Source organism: Mesorhizobium sp. M3A.F.Ca.ET.175.01.1.1, from assembly GCF_004791945.1.
Lineage (GTDB): Bacteria > Pseudomonadota > Alphaproteobacteria > Rhizobiales > Rhizobiaceae > Mesorhizobium.
On sequence record NZ_SRTP01000019.1, the window covers coordinates 57,447 to 81,338 of the forward strand.

Sequence of the window (23,892 nt, forward strand, 5' to 3'; positions counted from 1 at the left end):
CCTTTAGAGAAAGAAACGAGTCGGCGCAATGGGTTGCGCGCTGCGGCTTTCGGTCCTTTCCAGCCTCAGGCGAGGCGAACCGCGCCGGACAGGATGGCCTGTTCAAGCTGCCCAACGGCGGCGGCAAGCTTCTCGTCAATGACGTGCAGATATTCGGTCCAGTCGCCGACATGCCGGAGATCGGAGGCGCCGTCCGAAATGCCGCGCAGGCCGATCAGCGGCACGCCGAACAACTGGCAGGCGCGCAGGCAGGCGAAGGTCTCCATGTCGACCATGTCGGCGGCGATCGCATCATAGGCGTTGCCGGTCACGATCGCGCCGCCGGTGGAAAGCGTGGCGCTCTTGATGCCGGGGATGACGAACGGCAGCGGCACGGTCACCGGCAGGTCGAGGAACGGCGTGGCGCCCTTCTCGAAGCCCAGCGGCGAAGCGTCCATATCCCGGTAGCTGACCGACACCGCCTGGTAGATCTCGGCCTGCTCAAGGGTTCGGCTGCCCGCGGAACCCAGCGAGACGACGAGATCGGGGAGCGCGCCCTGCCCCTTCGACGCCGCGAGCTCGGCGCCCAGGCGAACGCCGGCCTCAACGGGGCCGACGCCGATCATCAGCGGCGTGAACAGTCTTTTGAGGTGCGGCCCATATTCGGCGTCGGCCGCCATGACGAAGAGAACGGATTTCTGCGCTATCCGCGCGGTGTTTGCCATGAGATCACCCCTCGATGCCGTCGCGGCCGACCACCGTCATCATGGTGCCGGTCATGGTTGCGATCAGCTTCGCCTCGCCGTCGGCGGCGAATGCATAGGCTTGGCCGTCGGCGACGACGATGGTGCGTCCGGGCTTGGTGACCGAGCCCCGAAACAGGAAGCGCTCGCCCCTGCCCGGCGCCAGGAGATTGACCTTGAATTCGATGGTCAGCACGCTCGAATTCTGCGGCATCAGCGAGAACGCCGCATAGCCGCAAGCCGAGTCAAGCGCCGTCGAAATGACGCCGGCGTGCAGGAAACCGTGCTGCTGGGTAAGCTCTGGTGCATAGGGCATCTCGATCTCGATGATGCCGGGCGTGACCAGCGTCAGCTCGGCGCCGATGGTGGCCATCGCCTTCTGGCGGGCAAAGGAGACCCTGACGCGTTCCTCATAATCGGGAGCGGGTACGATCTTGGCTGCCATGGCCCTCGCCTCACTTTTGCTGGCGCAGCTTTATTGCAGAGGCAGGCGGGACAGGCAATCTCCTGATGCTGCAGTGCAGCAAAACGACGCGATCCTTAGCCCACCTTGCGCAAAGCGTGGAAATAGAACCCATCGGTGCCGCTCAAGGCGGGCGACAGCGAGATGCCGCCGCTATCGGCGATGCGTGCCGCGCCTTCATGGCCGGGGAAGGAACCGTCCCAGAGCTGGCGGTGATCGACCGGCACGAAGTTGCCGTAGCGTTCGCGGAAAGCCGCGATCTGTTCGCCGTTCTCGGCGTCGAACACCGAGCAGGTGATGTAGACGAGCAGTCCGCCGGTTTTGACGAATGTCTGCGCCCTATCGAGGATCGCCTGCTGCTCGGCCTTGCGCGCTTCGAGCTGCCTCTCGGTCAGCCGCCATTTGGCGTCGGGGCGCCGCCGCCAGGTACCGCTGCCGGTGCAGGGCGCATCGATCAGCACGAGATCCATATGGCCGGCTAGCGGCACGAGGTCCGCGGGCTTGCGGACGACCTGGATATTGCGGCTGTGCGCCCGGCGGATGCGATCGAAGATCGGCGCCAGACGCACTTTCTCCGCATCATGGGCAAACAGCTGGCCGCGATTGTCCATCTCGGCCGACAGCGCCAGCGTCTTGCCGCCGGCGCCGGCGCAGTAGTCGAGCACCTGCATGCCAGGCTCGGCGCCGGCCAACGCCGCGGCAATCTGCGACCCCTCGTCCTGCACCTCGAACCAGCCTTTCTGGAAAGCGGGTTCGGCCTGCACATTGGGATGCCGGCCGTCGCCGTCGATCGGCGGAATGCGGATGCCGAGCGGCGCGATTGCGGCAGGCGCGGCCCCGGTGCCCTGGAGTTCGGCAAGCACCCTGTCGCGATCAGACTGCAGCGTGTTGACCCTGAGGTCCAGCGGCGGGCGCATTGCGAGCGCTGCCCCCTCGCCGATCCAGGCGTCACCATAGACCCTTGCAAGCAGCGGCGCACACCAGTCGGGAACATCGGCCCGCACGGCGTCGGGCGCCTCCTGGGAGCTCTGCCTGGCAACCGCCTTCAGTTCGGCCGCGCTGAGCAGCGGCGGCGCGAACTTGTCGCCGTCCAGCGCATCGTTGAGCGACTGCGCCGTCTGGCCCCATTCGAGCAGCAGCGCGCCGAAACCGATGGCGCGCGGCGTGTCCTCGCCGAAGAGCCAGCCGGCCGAGCGCTTGCGGCGCAGCGCGTCATAGACGATGTTGCCGATGGCGGCACGGTCGCCGCCGCCGGCAAAGCGATGCGACAGGCCCCAATCGCGCAAGGCGTCGGCCACCGGCCGATGTCGCCGGCCGATGTCTTCCAGAACTTCGATGGCCGCCGCCAGCCTTCCGCCCAGTCGCATCTTGTTTCGCTATCCCGCAGATTGCTTCTGGCCCGCTCATAAAGCGTTTCAGGCCAGGATTGAAACAGTTCTGTTGCGGCAAGCCCGCTGTTGCCATGGCGAAGGATCGGTGCCGCGATGCCATCATTGCGGCCCGTCGCCCAGGCGGGCGTCTTGAGAAGGACCGAGATTTTGTTGGATGGAAGCGATTTCGAAGGGAAAACGCGGTACAGTTTTCCTGGAATTGCTTCGGTTGAGCGAAAAAGGCGCGGGCATGAACCCGCGCCTTTCTCTTGGGAGGATTAGACCTTACTTCGAGGCGATCTCGAAGCGGTCGAGGTTCATCACCTTGGTCCAGGCCTTGACGAAATCCTTGACGAACTTGGCCTTGGCATCCGCCGAGGCGTAGACCTCGGCAAATGCACGCAACTGCGCGTGCGAACCGAAGATCAGGTCGGTGCGGGTGCCGGTCCACCTGATCTCTTTGGTCTTGCGGTCGCGCGCTTCATAGACCTCGTCCGAGCCCGGCTCCGATGCCGGATCCCAGATTGTCGCCATGCTGAGCAGGTTGACAAAGAAGTCGTTGCTCAGCGTGCCGGGCCTGTCGGTGAACACGCCATGCTTCGAGCCGCCGTGATTGGCGCCGAGGACGCGCAGGCCGCCAACCAGCACCGTCATTTCGGGCGCCGTCAGCGTCAGCAGCTGCGCCCGGTCGACCAGCATCGCCTCGACCGACATCGGCAGCCTGCCGCCGACGTAGTTGCGGAAGCCGTCCGCCTTCGGCTCGAGCGCCGCGAAGGATTCGACATCCGTCTGCGCCTGCGAGGCGTCCATGCGGCCGGGCGTGAAGGGCACCTTCACCTCGTTGCCGCCATCCTTCGCCGCTTTCTCGACCGCAGCGGCGCCGCCAAGCACGATGAGGTCGGCGAGCGAGACCTTCTTGCCGCCGGTCTGCTCAGCGTTGAACTCCTGCTGGATCGCTTCGAGGCTGGCCAGCACCTTCGAGAGCTGAGCCGGCTGGTTGACCTCCCACTCCTTCTGGGGACTGAGGCGGATGCGACCGCCATTGGCGCCGCCGCGCTTGTCGGAGCCCCGGAAGGTCGAGGCGGAAGCCCAGGCGGTCGAGACCAGTTCGGATACCGACAGGCCGGAGGCCAGGATCTTGGCCTTCAGCGCGGCGATATCCTGCTCGCTCACCAGCTCATGGTCGATTGCCGGGACCGGATCCTGCCAGATCAGCTCTTCCTTCGGCACGAGCGGGCCGAGGTAGCGCACGATCGGTCCCATGTCGCGGTGGGTGAGCTTGAACCAGGCGCGGGCGAAGGCATCGGCGAACTGGTCCGGATGCTGGTGGAACCGCCGCGAGATCTTCTCATAGGCCGGGTCGAAGCGCAGCGACAGATCGGTGGTGAGCATCGCCGGCGCGTGGCGCTTCGAGGGATTGTGTGCATCCGGCACCGTGCCGGCGCCGGCGCCTCCCTTCGGCGTCCACTGCTGGGCGCCGGCCGGGCTCTTCGTCAGCTCCCACTCGAAGTTGAAGAGGTTGTCGAAGAAATTGTTGCTCCACTTGGTCGGCGTCGTCGTCCAGGTGACCTCGAGGCCGGAGGTGATCGCGTCACCGGCAATGCCGGTGGCATATTTGCTCGACCAGCCGAGGCCCTGCGCCTCGATGCCGGCCCCTTCCGGCTCCGCGCCGACCAGAGAGGCATCACCGGCGCCGTGGGTCTTGCCGAAAGTGTGGCCGCCGGCAATCAGCGCCACCGTTTCCTCATCGTTCATGGCCATGCGGCGGAAGGTCTCGCGGATGTCGCGCGCGGCGGCGACGGGATCCGGCGTGCCGTTCGGTCCCTCCGGATTGACGTAGATCAGACCCATCTGCACTGCACCGAGATGGCCATGCAGCTCGCGGTCGCCCGAATAGCGCTCGTCATCAAGCCATTTGGTTTCGGAACCCCAGTCGACGTCCTGCTCCGGCTCCCAGACGTCGGCGCGGCCGCCGGCGAAGCCGAAGGTCTTGAAGCCCATCGATTCCAGCGCGACGTTGCCGGCGAGGATCATCAGGTCGGCCCAGGAGATCTTGCGGCCGTATTTTTGCTTGACCGGCCACAGCAGCCGGCGCGCCTTGTCGAGATTGGCGTTGTCCGGCCAGCTGTTCAGCGGTGCGAAACGCTGCTGACCGGCGCCGGCGCCACCGCGGCCGTCGCCGATGCGATAGGTTCCGGCGCTGTGCCAGGCCATGCGGATGAACAGCGGACCGTAATGGCCGAAGTCGGCCGGCCACCAGTCCTGCGAATCCGTCATGACATGGTGCAGGTCCTTGACCACCGCGTCGAGGTTGAGGCTCTGGAATTCCTTGGCATAGTCGAAGTCCTCGCCCATCGGGTCCGAGAGGCTCGACTGCTGGTGGAGAACACCAAGGTCAAGCTGGTTCGGCCACCAGTCACGGTTGGTCCGGCCGGCGGATCCATGCGCCACAGGGCATTTGCCCGCGCTGTCGTCGTCGGTTTTCGCGTCCATCTTAGTCTCCGATTTTGCCGAGTTTTGAATTGGGTTGTCCGGGGCAGCCAGCGGCCGCGCCACTCTGGAACGATTCCAGACTAGGCCGCCGTACCGATAAAGACAAATTGCCTTTCCTGTTTTTTCCGATAGGATTTTCTTATGATTGGCCTTACCGTCCGGCAGATGCTTTATTTCGACGCGCTGGCGCAGACGCTGCATTTCGGCCGCGCCGCAAAGCTCGCCGGCGTCAGCCAGCCGGCGCTTTCCGCACAGATCGCCGAAATGGAGGAGCGGCTGAACTGCCTGCTGTTCGAGCGCGGCGGCAAGACGGTGCGGATGACCGACGAGGCGATCGCCTTGCAGCCGCGCATCGAACGCATCCTCGCCGACATACGCGAGGTCGAGACCACGGCCCGGCGCGGCCGGCCTGTCATGGAAGGCCGCTTCCGGCTGGGCATCATCCCGACCGTGGCGCCTTATTTGCTGCCGCATGTGCTGCCGGAGTTGAGACGGCATTTTCCCGCCCTGCAGCTCGAATTGCGCGAAGCGGTGACGGCCTCGCTGATCGACGACAGCGCCTCGGGCCGGCTCGACGCCTTCATCGCCGCCCTGCCGCTCGACTATCCGGGCCTCGTCACCGAGGAGCTTTTCCCCGACCGGTTCTTTCTGGCGGTACCCGTCGGCGATCCGGCCTTCGCCTCGCCGCCGGTGCCGCCGGAAAGCCCCGCCCTGGAGCGGCTGATGCTGCTCGAGGAAGGACATTGCCTGCGCGAGCAGGCGCTGGCCGTCTGCGGCAATGTGCGGCCGGTGGCAATGGCAAGCTACGGTGCCACCAGCCTCACCACGCTCTTGCAGATGGTGGCGCATGGGCTGGGCGTGACGCTGATCCCTGAAATGGCGGCCAGTGCCGCCGGCGTCATGCCAGATCTCAGGATCGTGCCGTTCCAGGAGCCGATGCCGCAGCGCATGATCTGCATGGCCTGGCGGAAGAACAAGGTGCGCCAGGATGAGTGCGCCGAACTGGCGAAGATCATCCGCGGCCTGGATCAGGCGGTGCTGGCGGCGTGACGCGCGCTTTTGTATGTGGCCGCCGGTGACCACATGTCACTGTGATTGTTTGAATTGGGCTCACCTCAAGCTTTCACGGGATCGCTATCAGGAAAACGTAGGTCATGAAGACGATCAGGTGAACGGCACCGGTCAGAAACGTCGTCCTCTCGGTGCTGAAACTGATGCTGCATATGAAAAGCGCCAGCACCAAGAGCACGATATCGAGGGGAGGAAGCCCGAGCGTCAGCCCCCTGCCTGTCAGCAGACTGGCGGCTGCCACTGCCGGTATGGTCAAACCGATTGTCGCGCAGGCCGAACCCATCGCAACATTGAGGCCGCGCTGCAGCTCATTGTTGAGCGCGGCGCGGATGGCCGAAATGGATTCCGGCATCAGCACGAGCCCGGCAATCAATGCGCCGACGATGCCGTCGGCCTGGCTCACCTGGTAGGCGACGAGCGCATCTTCAACGCTGGCGGCAACCTGCTCCGCGAGCATCACGATGCCGATGAGCCCAATGAACAGGAGCAGCGCGCTGGCCGCGACGGCGTCGTGGGCGGCAGTTCGGGCCGCATGCTCGGGTTCGTGCTGTTCAACGAAATCATCCCGGTGGCGGACCGTCTGCGCGAACACGAAACATGCGTAGAGCGACACCGAAAGCACGCTGACGAAGCCAAGCTGAGCGGCTGAAAACGTTCCGGGATCCGTGGTTCGCGTGTAGGTCGGCAGAATGAGCGTCATCACCGTCAGCGCAGACAGAACCGCCAGGTAGGCACTGGTTCCCTGCCGCACGATCGCCTGCTTGCGATGGCGCCAGCCGCCGAGCGTGAGACAGATGCCGACGACGCCGGTGGACGTGATCATCACCGTCGAGAAAACCGATTCTCGGGCAAGCGTCGGGTTGTTTTCGCCATGCAACATCATCGAGACGATGATCGATACTTCGATCGCCGTCACCGCAAAGGTCAGCACCAACGTTCCATACGGCTCACCGACGCGCCGGGCGACCGCCTCGGCGTGGTCGAGCACCACGAAAATGGTGACGAACATGATAGCGGTCGAAACGGCGCCGACCAGGATCCTGATCTCCAGCGATCCTTGCTCGACCGACAGCCCGCCGACCCTGACTGCGAGAGCCATGGCCAGGGCAGCTGCGGGCATCACCCGAGAGACCACCGATCGCCCGAAATCGCTCATCGCGGCCTTGGCGTTGCTGTCTTGGGCATTTGCGCAAGCTTGCGTGGGAGCATCCAGCCAAGTGTCCTGCGAAAGCCGTTGCCGGCCGGCATTCGACGATCCCGCCCTGTCATCGGGAAAGCGAAGGCCTATTGGGGCGTGTTCTCCTTGACGACCTTCTGGCATTGCGGCGCCAGGTCGCTCAGATGATCGTTCAGGCACTTGATGATGCGGCCGCCACCCTGTTCCACGCCCTTGCAGAACTTCTCATAGTCGGCCTGGCAGGCTTCCCGCTCCGCCGCCGTCTGTGCCAGTGCCACTGTAGCGGTAATCTGGGTTGCCAGAAAAAGCACGCCCAACGCAATCCGCATGACAAACTCCCCCAAAAAAGGTAGGTTCACCCAATTCCATAACAATGCGATATATATACCGAAGTATTCAGAGGGGCAAAATGGTTTTCGCCTGGGGGAGAGCCGCGCCGACGGCAGGTTTATTCGCACTTGCAGCAACGTTACTGTGCGGTTGCAGCAAAGAAAACAGTTACGCGCCGCCGCCACCCCCCAAGATCGACGTCGCGGTTCCGGTGAAGCAGAACGTCACCCCCTATCTCGATGCCACCGGCAGCGCCGCCGCGATCAACACGACGCCGCTGGTTGCCCGCGTCTCGGGCTTCATCCAGGAAATCGACTACAAGGACGGCGACGAGGTCAAGGCAGGCACGCGCCTGTTCCTGATCGAGCAGGCTTCCTACCAGCTGGCGCTCGACCAAGCCCAGGCCGAGCAGGGTTCGGCCGATGCCTCGGCCAAGCAGTCCGGAGCCGACCTGAAGCGGCAGCAGGAGTTGCTGTCGCAGAAGATCATCTCGCAATCGACCCTCGATCAGTCCGCTGCCGCGGCAGACGTCGACGTCGCCAAGCAGAAGCAGGCCGCGGTCGACGTCCAGCAGGCTCAGCTGAATTTGAGCTACACAGAGGTCAAGGCGCCGTTTGCAGGCATCGTCGGCGCCCGCCAGGTCTCGATCGGGCAACTCGTCGGCGCCGGCAGCGCCACCACGCTGGCGACCATCGTTCAGCTTGCGCCCATCTACGTCAACTTCAACGTTTCGGAGCAGGACGTGCTACGCATCCGCGCCGCCATGGCCAAGCGCGGGATAACCTCACAGGATCTGAAGAAAATACCGGTCGAAGTCGGTCTGCAGAACGAGACGGGCTACCCGCATAAGGGGATGCTGGACTTTGCAGCGCCGGAGGTGACAGCCGCCACCGGCACGCTTGCGGTGCGCGCCGTGCTGCCCAACGACGATCGGGCGCTGCTGCCGGGCTACTTCGTGCGCGTCCGCGTGCCGTTGGGCGAAGAGCCTGACATGCTGCTCGTTCCCGATCGCGCGATCGGCAGCGACCAGAGAGGCCGCTACCTGCTCGTCGCCGGCAAGGACGACGTGGTCGAGGAGCGTCCGGTCGAGATCGGCCAGCTCGTCGGCACGCTGCGCGTGATCACCAAGGGCATCTCGGCGGAAGATCGCGTCCTGGTCTCCGGCTTGCTCACGGCCGTGCCGGGCCAGAAGATCGAGCCGCAGGTGAAGACGCTGGAAGCGGCCGCAGCCGACGGCGCTGTGCAATGATCTCCAAATTCTTCATCGAACGCCCGGTCCTGGCCAACGCCATCGCGATCCTCATGGTCGTCGTCGGGCTGATCTCGCTGTTCGGCCTGCCGGTGGCGCAATATCCCGACGTGGTGCCGCCCACGGTTTCGGTCACAACACGCTATCCCGGCGCCAGCGCCCGCTCGGTGATCGACACGGTGGCGCTGCCGATCGAACAGCAGGTCAACGGCGTCGAAGGCATGCTCTACATGCAGTCATTCGCCGCGTCGGACGGCAGCTACAATCTGACCGTCACCTTCCAGATCGGCACCGACCTGGACCAGGCGCAGGTGCGCGTCCAAAACCGCGTGTCCACCGCCCTGGCGTCCCTGCCGCAGGCAGTGCAGGTGCAGGGCGTCAACGTCCAGAAGAAGTCGACCTCCATCCTCGAGATCGTGACGCTGACGTCGCCAAGCGGCCAGTATGACAGCCTCTACCTGGCCAACTATGCGACGATCCGCCTGAAGGACGAACTCTCCCGGATTCCGGGCGTCGGCAACGTCAACGTGTTCGGCGCCGGGCAGTACTCGATGCGCGTCTGGCTCGACCCGGAGAAGATGCAGATCCGCGGCCTGACCACGCAGGACGTGGTCCAGGCGCTGCAGCAGCAGAGCGAGCAGGTCACCGCGGGTCAGGTCGGCGCGCCGCCGGCGCCGGACGGGCAGTCCTTCCAGTACACGATCGAGGTGTCCAGCCGCCTCGACGATCCCGATCAGTTCGGCGCCGTGATCGTCAAGACCGGCGCCAACGGCGACCTGACCCGCGTGCGCGACGTCGGCCGCGTCGAGCTTGGCGCCCAGACCTATGGGCAGTTCTTCAATCTCGACGGTCAGCAGGCGGCCGGCCTGGCCATTTTCCTGTCGCCGGGCGCCAATGCGCTCGACGTGGCCGGCAAGGTCGAGGCGAGGATGAAGGAATTGTCGGGCGAGTTCCCGCAGGGCGTCGCCTACTCGATCCCCTTCAACACCACGATATTCGTCAGCCAGGCGATCGACGAGGTCTACAAGACCCTGTTCGAAGCCGCGGTGCTGGTGCTGATCGTCATCCTGCTCTTCCTGCAGGATTGGCGGGCGATGCTGGTGCCGGCGACGACCGTGCCGGTGACCATCATCGGCGCCTTCGCGGCCATGCTTGCGCTCGGCTTCACCGTCAATCTGTCGACCCTGTTCGCCATCGTGCTTGCCATCGGCATCGTCGTCGACGACGCCATCGTCGTGGTCGAGGGGGCTGCGCACAATATGGAACGCGGCATGTCTCGCCACGATGCGGCGGTCGCGGCGATGAATGCGCTGTTCGGGCCGATCATCGGCATCACGCTGGTGCTGATGGCGGTGTTCCTGCCGGCTGCCTTCCTGCCCGGACTGACCGGGCAGATGTATGCGCAATTCGCGCTGGTGATCGCGGCGACGGCCCTGATCAGCGCCGTCAACGCGGCAACGCTGAAACCGACGCAGTGCGCGACCTGGCTGAGGCAGCCGGTGCCGCTCGAAAAACGCAACGCCTTCTTCCGCGGCTTCAACCGCCTCTACCAGCGCGCGGAAAACAGCTATGCGCGCCTGATCGGATCGATGGTGCGTCACAGCACGGTAATGGGCATCATTGCGCTGCTGATCATCGGCGCGGCGGGCTACGGCATGTCGCGCGTCGCCACTGGCTTCATCCCGATCGAGGACCAGGGCTATCTGCTCGCTTCGGTGCAATTGCCCGACGGGGCATCGCTCGGCCGCACGCAGGACACGCTGCAGCAGGTCTCGACCATCGCCAAGGCCACGCCTGGGGTCGACCAGGTGGTGACGATCGCCGGCCTCTCGGCCCTCGACAACAACTCCACGCTCGCCAATGCCGGCGTCGCCTACATCATCCTCAAGGACTGGAGCGTGCGCGGCAAGGGCGAGGATCTCGCCTCGCTCTATGCGACGCTCAACAAGAATCTGTCGGGCATGGCGGACGGCAACGTGCTGGTGCTGCCTCCGCCGCCGATCCAGGGCATCGGCAACGCCGCCGGCTTCACCATGCAGATCGAGCTGCGTGACGGCAGCTTCGACCTGGCCAAGCTGCAAGGCGCCGCCAACGCGCTGACGAGGGCGGCAGAGACGCAGTCGGGCATCCAGCGCGTCTCGGCGACGTTCCGGTCCAACGTGCCGCAGTACCAGGTCGAATTCGACCGCGAGAAGGTGCAGACGCTCGGGCTGACCACCGACCAGGTGTTCCAGACGCTGGCCGGCTATCTCGGCTCCACTTATGTCAGCCAGTTCAATAAGTTCGGGCGCGTGTTCCAGATCTATGTGCAGGGCGATGCGCAGTTCCGTCTTTCGCCCGAGGACATCGGCCGCCTGACGGTGCGCAACCAAAGCGGCGACATGATCCCGCTCAGCACCGTGCTAACGGTCACGCCAAGCGTCGGTCCCTCGCTGATCAGCCTCTACAACCTCTATCCCTCTGCATCGATCCTCGGCGTGCAGGCACAGGGCTTTTCATCAGGCGATGCGATCAAGCTGATGGAGGCGGCCGCCGCCGACACGCTGCCGCCCGGCACCGGCTACGACTGGACAGCGCTTTCCTTCCAGGAAAAGCTCGTCGGCGGGCAGATCTACCTGGTGTTCGGCATGGCGCTTCTGCTGGTCTACCTGGTGCTGGCGGGACAATATGAGAGCTGGCTGGCGCCGATCTCGATCTTGCTCGCGGCGCCGATGTCGCTGGTCGGCCCCGTGCTGGTGCTCAACGGGCTCCACATCGACAACAATCTCTATGTCCAGATCGGCCTGATCCTGCTGATCGCGCTGTCGGCCAAGAACGCCATCCTGATCGTCGAGGTCGCGCGCGAGTTGCGCGCCGACGGCAGACCCATCGTCGAAGCGGCGATCGAAGCTGCACGCGCCCGCTTCCGCCCCATCCTGATGACCTCCTTCGCCTTCATTCTCGGCGTGGCGCCGCTGGTGCTGGCGACGGGCGCGGGCGCGAGCGCGCGCAAATCGATCGGCATCACGGTGTTTTCGGGCATGATCGCCTCGACCTGCCTCGCCGTCCTCTTCGTGCCTGCCTTCTTCGTGATCCTGCAGCGGTTCGAGGAATGGCGCGCCGAACGCAAGGCGAAGCGGGCGATGCTTCCGGGTTAGAGTATCTTCCGCTCACACCGTCGTCGGCATTTTTCAAGACACGATCGGGGGCTGAACACCGTTTTCAGCATCGAACGCCTGGATTGCTTTGCGCGTCGCCGTGCAGAATCTGTCCAAAAGCTCTGGCTCGTTCGCCAGTCGCTGGCGCAGCGTGAAGGGTATCTCCAGTTGCGCTCCTTTCCCCGTCAATCCACGGTTGACAATGTTGAAATCGTCGATGCCTGGAAACGGGTGGTTATCCCTTTGCGTGCTGAAGCCGGCTTCCTGCAAGCGCCAGACTATAGCTGAAATCAGCGCGGCGTCCTTTCCACCCATGTAGACCGTCGAGGGGTCATCCCGATCGTGTCGACCGTGGATAGAAACGACGGTGGACTTCGTTCGCAACAGTTCGAGCGCAGTTTCCTCGTCGAAGTTCCTCGACGTTATGTGCAGCTCTCGATTGCTTTCCGGCATGAGGCCTTCAAAGCAATACAAGTCGAGATCGCTCCCGGCTATCGTCTGAGTGATCAGGGATGTGCGAGGTTCGATTTTCCCGCCATGGGGAGCGATGACGATCGCGCTGCCGCTTCGCGCGCCACGTCGGACGACTATTCGATAGTCTATGTTCTCGGTCTTGGCGATTTTCAGCGCCGCGAAATTTGGGAACTCCTGTTCCATAGCTCATCCAAAAACGCACGGTCGGCAGGTTCGCGTCTTCGAGCTGTTCAGCTTTTCGCAGTATCGCTGATCCGCTCTAAGCGTTTGTTTTCACGCAATTCCGGACTTCCTGGAGTTGCTCTAGGCGCGTTTCCCCAAAGGCTCAATATCTTCCGGTCGATCCTGCTTCACGCCGTCTTCTGCGCCACCAAGCCCAGTTCCTCGATCATCGCCTCGCGCATCAGAAACTTCTGCGGCTTGCCGGTCACCGTCATCGGCAGTTCGGTGCGGAAGCGGATGTAGCGCGGGACTTTGTAATGCGCGATCTGGCCGGCGCAGAAGGCCTTGATCTCCTCGGCGGTCGCGACCTGGCCGGGTTTCGGCACGATCCAGGCGCAGAGCTCCTCGCCATATTTGTCGTCGGGAACGCCGAAGACCTGCACTTCCTTGACCTTGGGATGGCGGTAGAGGAACTCCTCGATCTCGCGCGGATAGACGTTCTCGCCGCCACGGATGACCATGTCCTTCACCCGTCCGACGATGTTGCAATAGCCCTCGGCGTCGATGGTGGCGAGGTCGCCGGTGTGCATCCAGCCGTCGGCGTCGATCGCCTCGCGGGTCTTTTCGGCGTCGTCCCAATAGCCTTTCATCACCGAATAGCCGCGCGTGCAGAGCTCGCCCGGCGCGCCGACCGCGACGGTTGCACCGTCGGCGTCGATCGCCTTGACCTCGACATGGGGCTGGATGCGTCCAACGGTGGAAACGCGCTTTTCCAGAGGATCGTCGACGCTGCTCTGGAAGGACACCGGGCTGGTCTCGGTCATGCCGTAGGCGATGGTCACCTGCGCCATATGCATCAGCGACACCACCTTCTTCATCACCTCGATCGGGCAGGGTGAGCCGGCCATGATGCCGGTGCGCAGGCCGGACAGATCGAAGCTCGAAAAATCAGGGTAGTCGAGCATGGCCACGAACATGGTCGGCACGCCATATAGGCCAGTGCAGCGCTCCTGCGCCAGGGCCTTCAGCGTGGCGCCGGCGTCGAAGCCTTCGCCCGGGAAGACCATGGTGGCGCCCTTGGTGACGCAGCCCATCGTGCCCATCGACATGCCGAAGCAATGATAGAGCGGCACCGGAATGCAAAGCCGATCGTCGACACCGAGCCTGATCGCCGCGGTGACGAAATTGCCGTTGTTGACGATGTTGTGATGCGTGAGCGTAGCGCCCTTCGGCGCGCCCGTCGTTCCGGAGGTGAACTGGATGTTGATGGCGTCGCCGGGCTTGAGGCCTTCCGAGATGCGGTCGAGGCTGTCGTGCTCGTCGCGACCGGCCATGGCCAGCACGTCGCCGAAATTATACATGCCGGGCGAGTTGTCGTCGTCCATGCGGATGACGATCTTCAGCGCCGGCAGCTTCCTTGCGTTGAGCTTACCGGGCTCGGCCTTGGCGATCTCCGGCGCTAGCGTTTCGATCATGCCGAGGTAATCGGAGGTCTTGAAGCTCGCCGCGGTGACCAGCGTCTTGCAGCCGACCTTGTTCAGCGCATATTCCAGCTCGGTCAGCCGATAGGCAGGGTTGATGTTGACCAGGATGAGGCCAATGCGGGCTGTGGCGAACTGCGTCACCAGCCATTCCCAGCGGTTCGGCGACCAGATGCCGACCCTGTCGCCCTTTTCGAGGCCGAGCGCCAGGAAGCCGGCGGCCAAAGCGTCAACCGCGTCCGAAAGCTCGCTCCAGGTGAAGCGCTTGTCCTGGCCGACGAAGACGGCGGCGTCGAGCGTGGCGTATTTGGTGACCGTATCGGAGAACAGCTCCGGAATGGTCTTGTCCAGCAAGGGCACCGATCGGTCGCCGGAGACATGCGCCCTGCCGTCCACCGGAGCGATGAAGCTATTGCGCGATTTGCGCAGATTGGTGGCGTTCTTGAGCTCGTCGAGATTGATCGCCATCGCCGTCTCCTCCCGGGATTGAGCCAACCTATCAGCCTGCCGGGATGGTGGAAACCCGACAATGGTACGCCTATACGCGAGCGGAGAGTGGAAGGCCGCGAAAGGTGGAGGGCGGCAGGGATTACGAAAGTGCTCGACGTGAGACGACCCCACCCGCCTCGCTTCGCGAGGCACCCTCCCCTCAAGGGGGAGGGAGGGCGCTCATCTTGGTCGCAATATCGCGCAAGACGGCTTCGTCCGCTACATCTCGTCTCTTCCTGGACGCCACCAGGCAGGCCTGCGACTGCAGGATCACACCATCGCCCAGCACCTTGAGGTGGTTGGCGCGCAGCGTCGAGCCGGTGGTGGTGATATCGACGATGACGTCGGCGAGCCCGGCGGCCGGCGCGCCTTCGGTGGCGCCGAGGCTTTCGACGATGCGGTAGACCTGAATGCCGTGTTTCAGCGAGAAGAACTGCTGCGTCAGCCGCCAGTATTTGGTGGCTATCCGCAACCGCCTGCCGTGACGCTGACGAAAATCGGCGGCGACATCGTCGAGGTCGGTCATGGTGTCGACATCGAGCCAGATATCCGGCACCGCCACCACGACATCGGCATGGCCGAAGCCGAGACGGGCGACGATTTCGGCGCGCGCTTCCCAGTCGGCCAGGTTTTCGCGCAGCAGGTCTTCGCCCGTGATGCCGAGGTCGACCGCGCCCTGGCCGATTTCGCCGGCAATTTCGGACGCCGACAGGAAGGCCACCTCGACATTGTCGAGGCCATCGATGCGGGCACGGTATTTGCGGTCGTCTGCCGGCAAAGTGACCGCCAGACCGGCCTTGGCAAGCACCTCAAGCGATTGTTCCTTGAGGCGGCCCTTGGACGGAATCGCCAGCGTGATCATCGCGCGCGCTCCCGCAGGGTCTCGATGCGGTCGAGCCAGACCGAGAAGCCGACGCCGGGGATCGGTTTTTTTGCCCCCAGCAGCGTCAGCAGCCGATCGTAGCGGCCGCCGCCGACCAGAGGGCGATCACCGCCGGCCGCGGCGATCTCGAAGACGAGACCGGTGTAATAGTCGAGCGGGCGGCCGAAGGCGGCATCATAGCGGATCGTCGCCATCGGCAGGCCGTGCAATTCGATCGCCTTCACGCGGGCGGCGAAATTCTCCAGCGCAGATCCCAGCGACAGGCCGGCATCGGCGGCGAATTTGTCCAGCGCTTCGGTCGCGCCATCGAGCGCGACGTCGATCTCTAGAAAACCCTTCAAGGCAGAGAACGCCTCGTCGGAGAGCCGCACGCTGCGCAGCTGCGCCTTCTCGATCAGCCGCCTGGCTATGTCGGCGGGAGCGCGACCGCCGGAAGCGGACAAGCCGGCCTCTTCCATGCCGGCGGCGATATGCGCGGCCAAAGCTTCCGCGTCGCCGTCCAGCACCAGCGTCGCCACCGGACCGGAGAGCTGGTTGTTGCGCGGCGGGTTGGCGAGATCGGCAAGCGCTGCTTCCAGCATCGGCGCCGAGCCGAAGGCGCGGGCGAGGCGCATGCGCCAGCCGCGCGGCAGGCCAAGCCCCGCCAGCACCGCCTCGAACAGGGTCTGGTCGCCGAGCGTGATGGCGAGCGGCTGCCCAGGCAATACCAACGACAGGAGCGCATGGGCGTCGGCCAGCGAGCGGGCATCCGCCGCTGCGGTGTCGCGGTCGCCGAGGTCCTCAATGCCAGCCTGGAAGAACTCGTTGCCGCCTTCGCGGCGCTGGCGGAACACTTCGCCGAGATAGGAATAGCGGCGCGGCGTGCCGGCCTGGCTGGCGATGTGGTCGAGGCAGACCGGAATGGTGAATTCGGGCCGCAGGCACAACGTCTTGCCGGTCTCGCTCTCGGTTAGAAAGATGCGGCGGCGCAGGTCCTCGCCGGCCATGTCGAGGAACGGATCGGCCGGCTGCAGCACCGCCACTTCCACGGCATGGGTGTCGCGTTCGGCGAAGAGGGCCGTGACGTCGGCGGCGATGGCGGGGTAGCGGGAGGTCATGGATAGGCGGGGCGCGAGGCGCCCCCCTCTAACCTGCCGGCCATCTCCCCCTCAAGGGGGGAGATTGGCAGCTCAAAGCACGGCACCTTCTCTTCTCCGTAGGAGATTGGCGAAAGCATAGGCAACATCCAATCTCCCCCCTTGAGGGGGAGATGGCCGGCAGGACAGAGGGGGGTGTTCAAGCGCCACCCTTCGCGCGATCGGCCGCCTGCGCCGCCAGGATCTTCTTAACCTCGGCAACCAGCTCACCCTCTGCCACCGTCACCTGCGCCGGCCGCGCGGCGCGCCATTCGGCGTTGTCGGTGATCTCGGCCGACAGGCGCGCGCCTTCGATCAGGTCCTTGATCTGCACGTCGCCTTTGGCGCGCTCGTCGCCGCCCTGGATGATGGCGGCCGGGCTGCCGCGGCGGTCGGCATATTTCAGCTGCGCCTTCATGCCGGCGCCGCCGAGATACATCTCGGAGCGAATGCCGGCGGCGCGGAGATCCGCGACCATCTTCTGGTAGCGGCCAAGGCTTTCCGTATCCTTGTCCATGACCAGCACAACGACCGGGGCGACGACATCGGACGTATCGAGCTTGCCGAGGTTCTTCAGCGCCGTCATCAGCCTGGAGACACCGATGGAGAAGCCGGTCGCCGGCACCGGCTCGCCGCGGAAGCGCGAGACCAGCCCGTCATAGCGGCCGCCGCCGCCGACCGAGCCGAAGCGCACGACCTGGCCGTCCTCATTGGGGATCTCGGCCAGCAGCTCGGCCTCGAACACCGGGCCGGTGTAGTATTCCAGGCCGCGCACGACGGAGCGGTCCATCACGATGCGATCTTCCCCGTATCCGGCCGCTCTGACCAGGGCTTCAATCGTGGCAAGTTCGCCGACGCCTTCTTGATAGACGGCATTTGCGCTGACACTGGAATCCTGGCCAGTCTGGCCGTTCCTTGCCGTGGCCAGAAGAACCGCTTCGGCCTGTGCGTCGTTCAACCCGGCGCCCTTAGCGAAATCGCCTTCGCCTTCCCTGCCGCCATCCCATCGTCCCGGGCCAAGCAGGAGCCTCACGCCTTCCGGCCCGAGCTTGTCGAGCTTGTCGATGGCCCGCAGAACCGTGAGCCTGCGCCCAGCATTCTCGTCGCCGCCAAGGCCGATGGCTTCCAGCACACCGTCCAGCACCTTGCGGTTGTTGACGCGAATGGCGTAGTCGCCGCGCTTGATGCCGAGCGCCTCCATCACGTCGGCCATCATCATCGCCATCTCGGCGTCCGCCGCCACACCGGGCGTGCCGATGGTGTCGGCGTCGAACTGCATGAACTGGCGGAAGCGGCCCGGACCGGGCTTCTCGTTGCGGAACACCCAGCCGGAGCGGTAGCTGCGATAGGGCTTCGACAGGCGGTCGTAATTCTCGGCGACGAAGCGCGCCGTCGGCGCGGTCAGGTCATAGCGCAGCGACAGCCACTGGTCGTCGTCGTCCTGGAAAGAAAACACGCCTTCGTTCGGCCGGTCCTGGTCGGGCAGGAATTTTCCCAGCGCGTCGGTGTATTCAATCATCGGCTGGTCGACCGGCTCGAAACCATAGAGTTCATAAACGCCCCGGATGGTCGCCATCATCTTCTCGACGGCGCGGATGTCCTCGGCGCTGCGGTCGGCAAAACCGCGCGGCAGCCGCGCTTTCGTCTTCTCCGATTTGTCGGCCATGGGTGGTTACTCGGTGTTTCGTGACGCGCCATGGATGGGAAATTTCCTAATTCCAAGGCGCGCGTGTCCTAACCGATGCTGCTTGGTGCGGCAAGGGTGCCTGCCTCGAAACAAATCACGTCGAAAACGAAACAATTCCGCCACCGGCGCGGCATGCTGCCGACACAATCCCAGAGCATAAAGCGCACCGAAACAAAGGGTTCGGGTCATGATCACGGCGCAAGACATTACCGACAGCGGCAACCCGGCCGCCAGGCTGCGGCCTGCCGGCACTGCCCCGCTCAAGGCAGCGCAGCAGCCGGCCGGGCCATTCGAGGTTGCGGCGGAGACGCGCAAGCCGACGGTGCGCGACGCGCTGGTGACCGGCCTGATGGTGGTCTATCCGGTTTTCGCCGCGCTTGCGGCTATCCTCGCCGGGCTGTTCTTGACCAGCGCCAGCGGCGTCTGAGCTTGTCATTCGCCGGGAAATCTCGACGGTCGGCGCTGCCTCCCATCCGCCCTTCGGGCACCTTCTCCCCGTGAATGGGGAGAAGGGAAAAGCGCTCACTTCGGCCGCTTGAACGTCTTGCGCTCGGCTTCCACCTCTGCCCGGCACACACAGCCTTCGAGATGGTCGTTGACCAGGCCCATAGCCTGCATGAAAGCGTAGACGGTGGTCGGGCCGACGAAGCTCCAGCCGCGCTTCTTCAGTTCCTTCGAAATCCTGACCGAGACCGCCGTCGTCGGATTGGCGCGCAGATGCGCGAGGTCGACAATCGAAGGCCGCTCGTCGGGACCGGGCTCGAATTTCCAGAACCAAGCGGCCAGAGAACCGAATTCATCGACTATCTCGCGGGCGCGCCTGGCGTTGTTGATGGTCGAGACGATCTTGCCGCGATGGCGGATGATGCCGGCATTGCCGAGCAGGCGCTCGACATCCTGCTCGGTGAAGGCAGCCACCTTGTCGAAGTCGAAATTGGCGAAAGCCTCGCGGAAGTTCTCGCGCTTGCGCAGGATGGTGAGCCAGGAGAGGCCGGACTGGAATCCTTCGAGGCATATCTTCTCGAACAGCCGGCGGTCGTCCGCTACAGGCCTGCCCCATTCATGATCATGATAATGCAGATAATCCGGCAGGTTGCCGTGCCAGAAGCAGCGCGCAACGCCGTCGGGGCCATCGAGCAGGCCGGCATTCTCATTTCCCATCGCCAGAAATCCATTTGTTAACGCGCCGCAGCGGCCACTTTACGCCGGCTTTACCAGATTCCTGAACCGGCCGGTAACCACACCAAAAGGTTTACTGACAAGTCGGCATTTTACGCATTCCGATTCATGTTTCGGTTGCCGCTCGGCGCCAAGGATCGCGAAACCCGAGGAGCCCCGCTCCCGGACGGGTTCGACGATCAAGGTGCTTTTCAGATGAAGACAGCGTTTTGTTCCCTGCTCGGCGCGATTGCGGTTCTGGCCGCTGGCGCGACGACTTCGCTTGCCAATGACCGCTATGCCGACGTGCCGCCGGTGATGGTGAGCCCCGACCTTTCGGCGCCCTGGGTGCTGCAGCTCGGCCACGCGCCCGGCATCGTGCGCCCGACCCGGCAGGCGACGCAGCAGCCGCTGCGGCGGCTTCTCCAGGCCCAGCCCGGCCAGCAGCGGACCGCGGCCGTAGGCCAGCCTGCCAAGCGCATGGCGGCGCGGCCGCAGATCAATCCGATCTACCTGCCGCAGGAAGTCGCCTATGACGGCCCGCAGAAACCTGGCACCATCGTCATCGATACCAAGGATAACTTCCTTTATCTGGTCGAGAAGGACGGCAAGGCGCGCCGCTACGGCGTCGGCACCGGCAAGCCCGGTTTCGAATGGTCGGGCACGCACAAGATCACCGACAAAAGAGTGTGGCCGGACTGGCGCCCGCCAGCCGTTATGATCAAGCGCGAGGCGGCCAAGGGCCGCTATTTGCCGACCTATCTTGCCGGCGGCATCGAGAACCCGCTGGGCGCCCGCGCGCTCTACCTCGGCACCACCGAATACCGTATCCACGGCACGAACCAGCCATGGACGATCGGCGGCGCGGTATCGTCGGGCTGCATCCGCATGCGCAACGAGGACGTCGTCGACCTTTACGAGCGCGTGAACATCGGAACGACCGTGGTGGTGATTTAGGGACTGTCAATCCGCGCGGCAGTCGTTTTTGGCGCGTGCTGTTGCTCTCAAGCCATAGCGCGCCTCTGGGAGACGTGCTTAGAGTGACAGCGGGTTAACGGGGGACGGGCCGTGTGGGGATACGGCCGGTCGCGAAAGGGCAGCACGGGCAACCGCGCTGCCCTTTTCCTTTCCCACCGCACGAAAGCTCGCCGTGGAGGCAACGCGAATAACTATTCCGCTGCGACCAGTCGTTCAACGGGAACGCCCTCCGGCTTCGGGCCGCCATAGGCCCAGTCGAGCAGCTTGATCGTATGAACCACCGGCAGCTTGGCGGCCGAACCGATCTGGGTGATGCAGCCGATATTGCCGGTGGCGACCACTGAAGCGCCGGTCGCCTCGATGTTCTTCACCTTGCGGTCGCGCAGCTTTGCCGAAATCTCAGGCTGCAGGATGTTGTAGGTGCCGGCCGAGCCGCAGCAGAGATGACCTTCGCGAGGCTCGCGAACGATGAAGCCCGCCCTGGCGAGAAGCTCTTTCGGCTGGTGCGTGATCTTCTGGCCGTGCTGCATCGAGCAGGCGGAATGATAGGCGACGATGGTGCCCGGCTTGCGCACCGGCTCGGGCAAATCGAAGGCGGCGAGATATTCGGTGATGTCCTTGGCGAGTCTCGATACGTGAGCGGCCTTCTCAGAGTACGCCGGATCGAGGCGCAGCATGAAGCCGTAATCCTTGATCGTCGTGCCGCAGCCTGAAGCGGTGATGATGATGGCGTCGAGGCCGCCTTGTTCGATGGCGCGCGTCCAGACGTCGACATTTTGCCTGGCGGACGCAAGGGCGTCCGCCTCGCGGCCCATATGGTGGACGAGCGCGCCGCAGCAGCCCTCGCCTTCCGGCACTACGACCTCGACCCCGAGTCGCGTGAGCAAGGAGATGGTCGTCTCGTTGATGGCTGGATCGAGCACCGACTGCGCGCAGCCGGTGAGAATGGCAACGCGACCGCGCTTTGTGCCTTGCCCGGCATGCACGCCCGGCGAGGCCATTGGCGACGCCGGCGGGATCGACGAGGGCGCGAGCTTCAGCATGGCGGCGACCGGCTTCAACGCCGGAAGTTTTTCGAACAGGCCGATGAACGGCCGACCCAGCCCCGCCAATTTCAGCGCGGCGCGGAAGCGGCTTGGATAGGGCAGCACGAAAGCCAGCACGGCGCGCGTCAGCCGGTCGAGCAGCGGACGCCTGTAAGTCTTCTGGATATGGGCGCGGGCATGATCGACCAGATGCATGTAGTTGACGCCCGAAGGGCAAGTCGTCATGCAGGCAAGGCAGGACAGGCAGCGGTCGATATGGGTGACGATCTCCTTGTCCGCCGGACGGCCGTTCTCCAGCATGTCCTTGATGAGATAAATGCGGCCGCGCGGTGAATCCAGCTCGTTGCCCAATGTCACATAGGTCGGGCAGGTGGCGGTGCAGAAGCCGCAATGCACGCATTTGCGCAGGATCTTTTCCGATTCCGCGACGTGCGGATCGGCAAGCTGCGAGGCTGAGAAATTGGTCTGCACCGAAATGTCCTAACTAGCTGAGCATGATCTTTCCCGAAACCCGGTTCCAGCTTTTCAAGGCTCGCGGACTAGGTTCGGGATCAAGCTTTATGAACCGAGGAGCCAACTTTGCGGGTTCTTGATCGGCTCGCCGCGCTGCAGCGCCTGCAGGCCCAGGATGCAGCGGACGATGAACCAGACCGCGACGGCAAACATCAGCAGGAAGCCGATCGCCAGCATCATCAGGACCACCGAGATCAGCGCGTAGAGAAGGCCGATCCAGAAGGTCCTGATCAGGAATGTGTAGTGGCTTTCGACGAAGCCGCCCGCCTTGCCGCGGTTGATGTAGGCAAGCACGATGCCGATGATGCCGGTTACGCCGATGACAAGGCTGGCGAGGTAGAGGATGTAGATGACCAGCGCGTTGGTCTGTCCCGGCTCGAGCCAGCGGTCTGTCTGGCGCGCTCCCGTGCCCGGGCCTGAATTGGCGTTGCTCATGATGCTGCTCCCTCCTTTGACTGGGCAAGAGTAGCAGAGCTGGAACCTGGCGCCATGCGGCCGGGGTTGAGAATGTGCTTCGGATCGAACTCGGCCTTGAGCCGCGCCGACAGCGCTGCCAGATGCTGCGGCTGCGGTTCGAACACCGGCAGGGCTGCGCGATGCGCAGCCGAGGCGCGCACCAAAGTCGCGTGGCCGCCGCCATGTTTGCGGATCAATCCGCGCAGCAACGCCGCGCCCGGGTCGGCCTCGCGCATCGACAGCCACACCAGCCCGCCCTGCCAGTCGTAGAAGGCCTCGACGGCAGCCTGCATGCGCAGCGCCATCACCATGTGATGCGCCTGCGAGGGAGCCATAGAGACGCGCCAGACCGGTCGGGCGCCGCCATCGGCGAAGGGCGCGCAATCGCGGATGTCGCGCCACAGGGTTGTGGAGCACTCGCCCGCGATCTCTTCCAGCGGGCCGGCCTTGCCAAGCAGCTGTTTCAGCGCCTCGATGCGGTAGACGACCGAGGGACCAAAGCCTTCGACGCGCAGCAGCGTCGCGGCATCGCTGCCAAGCTTGCCGCCGGCCACGCGCGCGGCGATCCGCTCCGGCAGATGCGCGGCGCTCGAAACCTCTGCGCTGGAGCCGAGAGCCAGCGCCAAGGCCGACACGGCCGCCTCGTCGAGCAGACCGCGAATGGCAAGTGTCACCTCGGTCTCGGCCGCGGGCAGCACCTTGAAGGTGACGTCGGTCAGAACGGCCAGCGTGCCCCAGCTCCCGGCCATCAGCTTGGAGAGATCGTAGCCGGTGACGTTCTTGACGACGCGACCGCCCGACTTGAAGGCCTCGCCGCGGCCGGAAACCGCCGATATGCCGAGGATATGGTCGCGCGCCGCACCGGCCTTGAGCCGACGCGGGCCGGACAGGTTCGCCGCCAGCACCCCGCCGATCGTGCCCCTGCCCGGCTCGCCCCCGAGCAGCGCGCGATAGTCCATCGGCTCGAACGCTAGCTGTTGGCCGTTTTCGGCGAGCAGCCTGTCGATCTCGGCGAGGGATGTTCCGGCCCTTGCTGAAAGCACCAACTCGGCCGGCTCATAGAGCGTGACGCCGGTGAGCTTGGAGAGGTCGAGCGTATGCTCGGTCTGCAGCGGACGGCCGATGTTGCGCTTGGAGCCGTGGCCGAGGATTTCGAGGGAGGTTTCTTCGGCGGCCGCCCATTGGATGGTGGAGAGGATTTCGGCGGATGAGGATGGGGTGAAGGTGGTCATAGGCTGCGTTCCTTCGCGCCCCCCTCTGTCCTGCCGGACATCTCCCCCACAGGGGCAGGGCTATCGCATATGAGTAAGCGCCTGGATGAGGTAGTCGTCATTCCAGGCGCATTTCTTGATGCGGTGGCTAATGGGGACTTTGTCGACATCGGCGCCCTGAAGGATGTTTCTGGCGATGCGGTTGAGGAGCGCGGTGTTGGCGGGAG

General features: G+C 64.5%; 20 protein-coding genes. 5 read left to right on the forward strand and 15 right to left on the reverse strand.

The genetic code is table 11. The features are described from left to right. Positions 1 to 65: 65 nt before the first annotated feature. The 4 genes from EN818_RS28525 to katG all read right to left on the reverse strand — a co-directional run bounded on the left by EN818_RS28525 (position 66) and on the right by katG (position 5,048). On the reverse strand, positions 66 to 704 hold the full coding sequence (locus EN818_RS28525; RefSeq protein WP_129553362.1) for a 5'-methylthioadenosine/S-adenosylhomocysteine nucleosidase: 639 nt from the start codon (positions 702 to 704) through the stop codon (positions 66 to 68). A 4-nt stretch (positions 705 to 708) separates the two neighbouring features. Further along, entirely contained in the window at positions 709 to 1,167 is a 459-nt protein-coding gene (locus EN818_RS28530; protein WP_095809001.1) for a PaaI family thioesterase, read from the reverse strand. Positions 1,168 to 1,262: 95 nt separating this feature from the next. After that, entirely contained in the window at positions 1,263 to 2,552 is a 1,290-nt protein-coding gene (locus tag EN818_RS28535; RefSeq protein WP_135906097.1) for an RsmB/NOP family class I SAM-dependent RNA methyltransferase, read from the reverse strand. A gap of 288 nt (positions 2,553 to 2,840) precedes the next feature. Further along, positions 2,841 to 5,048: a catalase/peroxidase HPI gene (katG, locus tag EN818_RS28540; RefSeq protein ID WP_135906098.1), complete on the reverse strand. Its 2,208-nt coding sequence runs from the start codon at positions 5,046 to 5,048 to the stop codon at positions 2,841 to 2,843. Between the two features lie 141 nt (positions 5,049 to 5,189). Here katG and EN818_RS28545 point away from each other — a divergent pair, with 141 nt between their 5' ends. Next, positions 5,190 to 6,098, forward strand: coding sequence for a hydrogen peroxide-inducible genes activator (locus EN818_RS28545; protein WP_135906099.1), 909 nt, complete (start codon positions 5,190 to 5,192; stop codon positions 6,096 to 6,098). A gap of 73 nt (positions 6,099 to 6,171) precedes the next feature. Here EN818_RS28545 and EN818_RS28550 read toward each other — a convergent pair whose 3' ends face one another. Both EN818_RS28550 and EN818_RS28555 read right to left on the reverse strand, forming a co-directional pair. Continuing rightward, positions 6,172 to 7,275, reverse strand: a complete 1,104-nt coding sequence (locus EN818_RS28550; protein WP_135906100.1) for a calcium:proton antiporter — start codon at positions 7,273 to 7,275, stop codon at positions 6,172 to 6,174. A 128-nt stretch (positions 7,276 to 7,403) separates the two neighbouring features. Beyond that, the gene (locus EN818_RS28555; protein ID WP_135906101.1) at positions 7,404 to 7,625 is read right to left on the reverse strand and encodes a cysteine rich repeat-containing protein; all 222 of its coding nucleotides are present in this window, start codon (positions 7,623 to 7,625) and stop codon (positions 7,404 to 7,406) included. Between the two features lie 80 nt (positions 7,626 to 7,705). Between EN818_RS28555 and EN818_RS28560 the strand changes: the two genes are divergently transcribed. Both EN818_RS28560 and EN818_RS28565 read left to right on the forward strand, forming a co-directional pair. Then, on the forward strand, positions 7,706 to 8,875 hold the full coding sequence (locus tag EN818_RS28560; RefSeq protein WP_095808996.1) for an efflux RND transporter periplasmic adaptor subunit: 1,170 nt from the start codon (positions 7,706 to 7,708) through the stop codon (positions 8,873 to 8,875). Beyond that, positions 8,872 to 12,012: a multidrug efflux RND transporter permease subunit gene (locus tag EN818_RS28565; RefSeq protein ID WP_135906102.1), complete on the forward strand. Its 3,141-nt coding sequence runs from the start codon at positions 8,872 to 8,874 to the stop codon at positions 12,010 to 12,012. The genes EN818_RS28560 and EN818_RS28565 overlap by 4 nt, the downstream gene beginning before the upstream one ends. Positions 12,013 to 12,045: 33 nt before the next feature. Here EN818_RS28565 and EN818_RS28570 read toward each other — a convergent pair whose 3' ends face one another. From EN818_RS28570 to hisS, 5 genes are all read right to left on the reverse strand, one after another. Further along, positions 12,046 to 12,669, reverse strand: coding sequence for a poly-gamma-glutamate hydrolase family protein (locus tag EN818_RS28570; RefSeq protein WP_095808994.1), 624 nt, complete (start codon positions 12,667 to 12,669; stop codon positions 12,046 to 12,048). Positions 12,670 to 12,836: 167 nt separating this feature from the next. Continuing rightward, positions 12,837 to 14,597, reverse strand: a complete 1,761-nt coding sequence (locus EN818_RS28575; RefSeq protein ID WP_135906103.1) for an AMP-binding protein — start codon at positions 14,595 to 14,597, stop codon at positions 12,837 to 12,839. 181 nt (positions 14,598 to 14,778) lie between these two features. Next, a complete protein-coding gene (gene hisG, locus EN818_RS28580) occupies positions 14,779 to 15,480 on the reverse strand; it encodes an ATP phosphoribosyltransferase (protein ID WP_135906104.1) in 702 nt (233 codons plus the stop codon). After that, positions 15,477 to 16,598: an ATP phosphoribosyltransferase regulatory subunit gene (locus tag EN818_RS28585; RefSeq protein ID WP_135906105.1), complete on the reverse strand. Its 1,122-nt coding sequence runs from the start codon at positions 16,596 to 16,598 to the stop codon at positions 15,477 to 15,479. The genes hisG and EN818_RS28585 overlap by 4 nt, the downstream gene beginning before the upstream one ends. Before the next feature lie 178 nt (positions 16,599 to 16,776). Continuing rightward, positions 16,777 to 18,282, reverse strand: coding sequence for a histidine--tRNA ligase (hisS, locus tag EN818_RS28595; RefSeq protein ID WP_135906106.1), 1,506 nt, complete (start codon positions 18,280 to 18,282; stop codon positions 16,777 to 16,779). Between the two features lie 208 nt (positions 18,283 to 18,490). Between hisS and EN818_RS28600 the strand changes: the two genes are divergently transcribed. After that, positions 18,491 to 18,730, forward strand: coding sequence for a hypothetical protein (locus EN818_RS28600; protein WP_095808989.1), 240 nt, complete (start codon positions 18,491 to 18,493; stop codon positions 18,728 to 18,730). A gap of 95 nt (positions 18,731 to 18,825) precedes the next feature. Here EN818_RS28600 and EN818_RS28605 read toward each other — a convergent pair whose 3' ends face one another. Continuing rightward, positions 18,826 to 19,464 (reverse strand): DNA-3-methyladenine glycosylase I, encoded by a 639-nt coding sequence (locus EN818_RS28605; protein ID WP_135906107.1) that lies wholly within the window; start codon positions 19,462 to 19,464, stop codon positions 18,826 to 18,828. A 213-nt stretch (positions 19,465 to 19,677) separates the two neighbouring features. Here EN818_RS28605 and EN818_RS28610 point away from each other — a divergent pair, with 213 nt between their 5' ends. Continuing rightward, complete coding sequence (locus EN818_RS28610; RefSeq protein ID WP_135906108.1) at positions 19,678 to 20,418, forward strand: L,D-transpeptidase; 741 nt, start codon at positions 19,678 to 19,680, stop codon at positions 20,416 to 20,418. A gap of 212 nt (positions 20,419 to 20,630) precedes the next feature. Here EN818_RS28610 and glcF read toward each other — a convergent pair whose 3' ends face one another. The 3 genes from glcF to glcE form a co-directional block, all read right to left on the reverse strand. After that, positions 20,631 to 21,956, reverse strand: coding sequence for a glycolate oxidase subunit GlcF (gene glcF / locus EN818_RS28615; protein ID WP_135906109.1), 1,326 nt, complete (start codon positions 21,954 to 21,956; stop codon positions 20,631 to 20,633). A gap of 87 nt (positions 21,957 to 22,043) precedes the next feature. Continuing rightward, positions 22,044 to 22,433, reverse strand: coding sequence for a DUF4870 domain-containing protein (locus EN818_RS28620; protein ID WP_135906110.1), 390 nt, complete (start codon positions 22,431 to 22,433; stop codon positions 22,044 to 22,046). After that, complete coding sequence (gene glcE, locus EN818_RS28625) at positions 22,430 to 23,686, reverse strand: glycolate oxidase subunit GlcE (RefSeq protein ID WP_135906111.1); 1,257 nt, start codon at positions 23,684 to 23,686, stop codon at positions 22,430 to 22,432. The genes EN818_RS28620 and glcE overlap by 4 nt, the downstream gene beginning before the upstream one ends. Positions 23,687 to 23,892 lie beyond the last annotated feature (206 nt).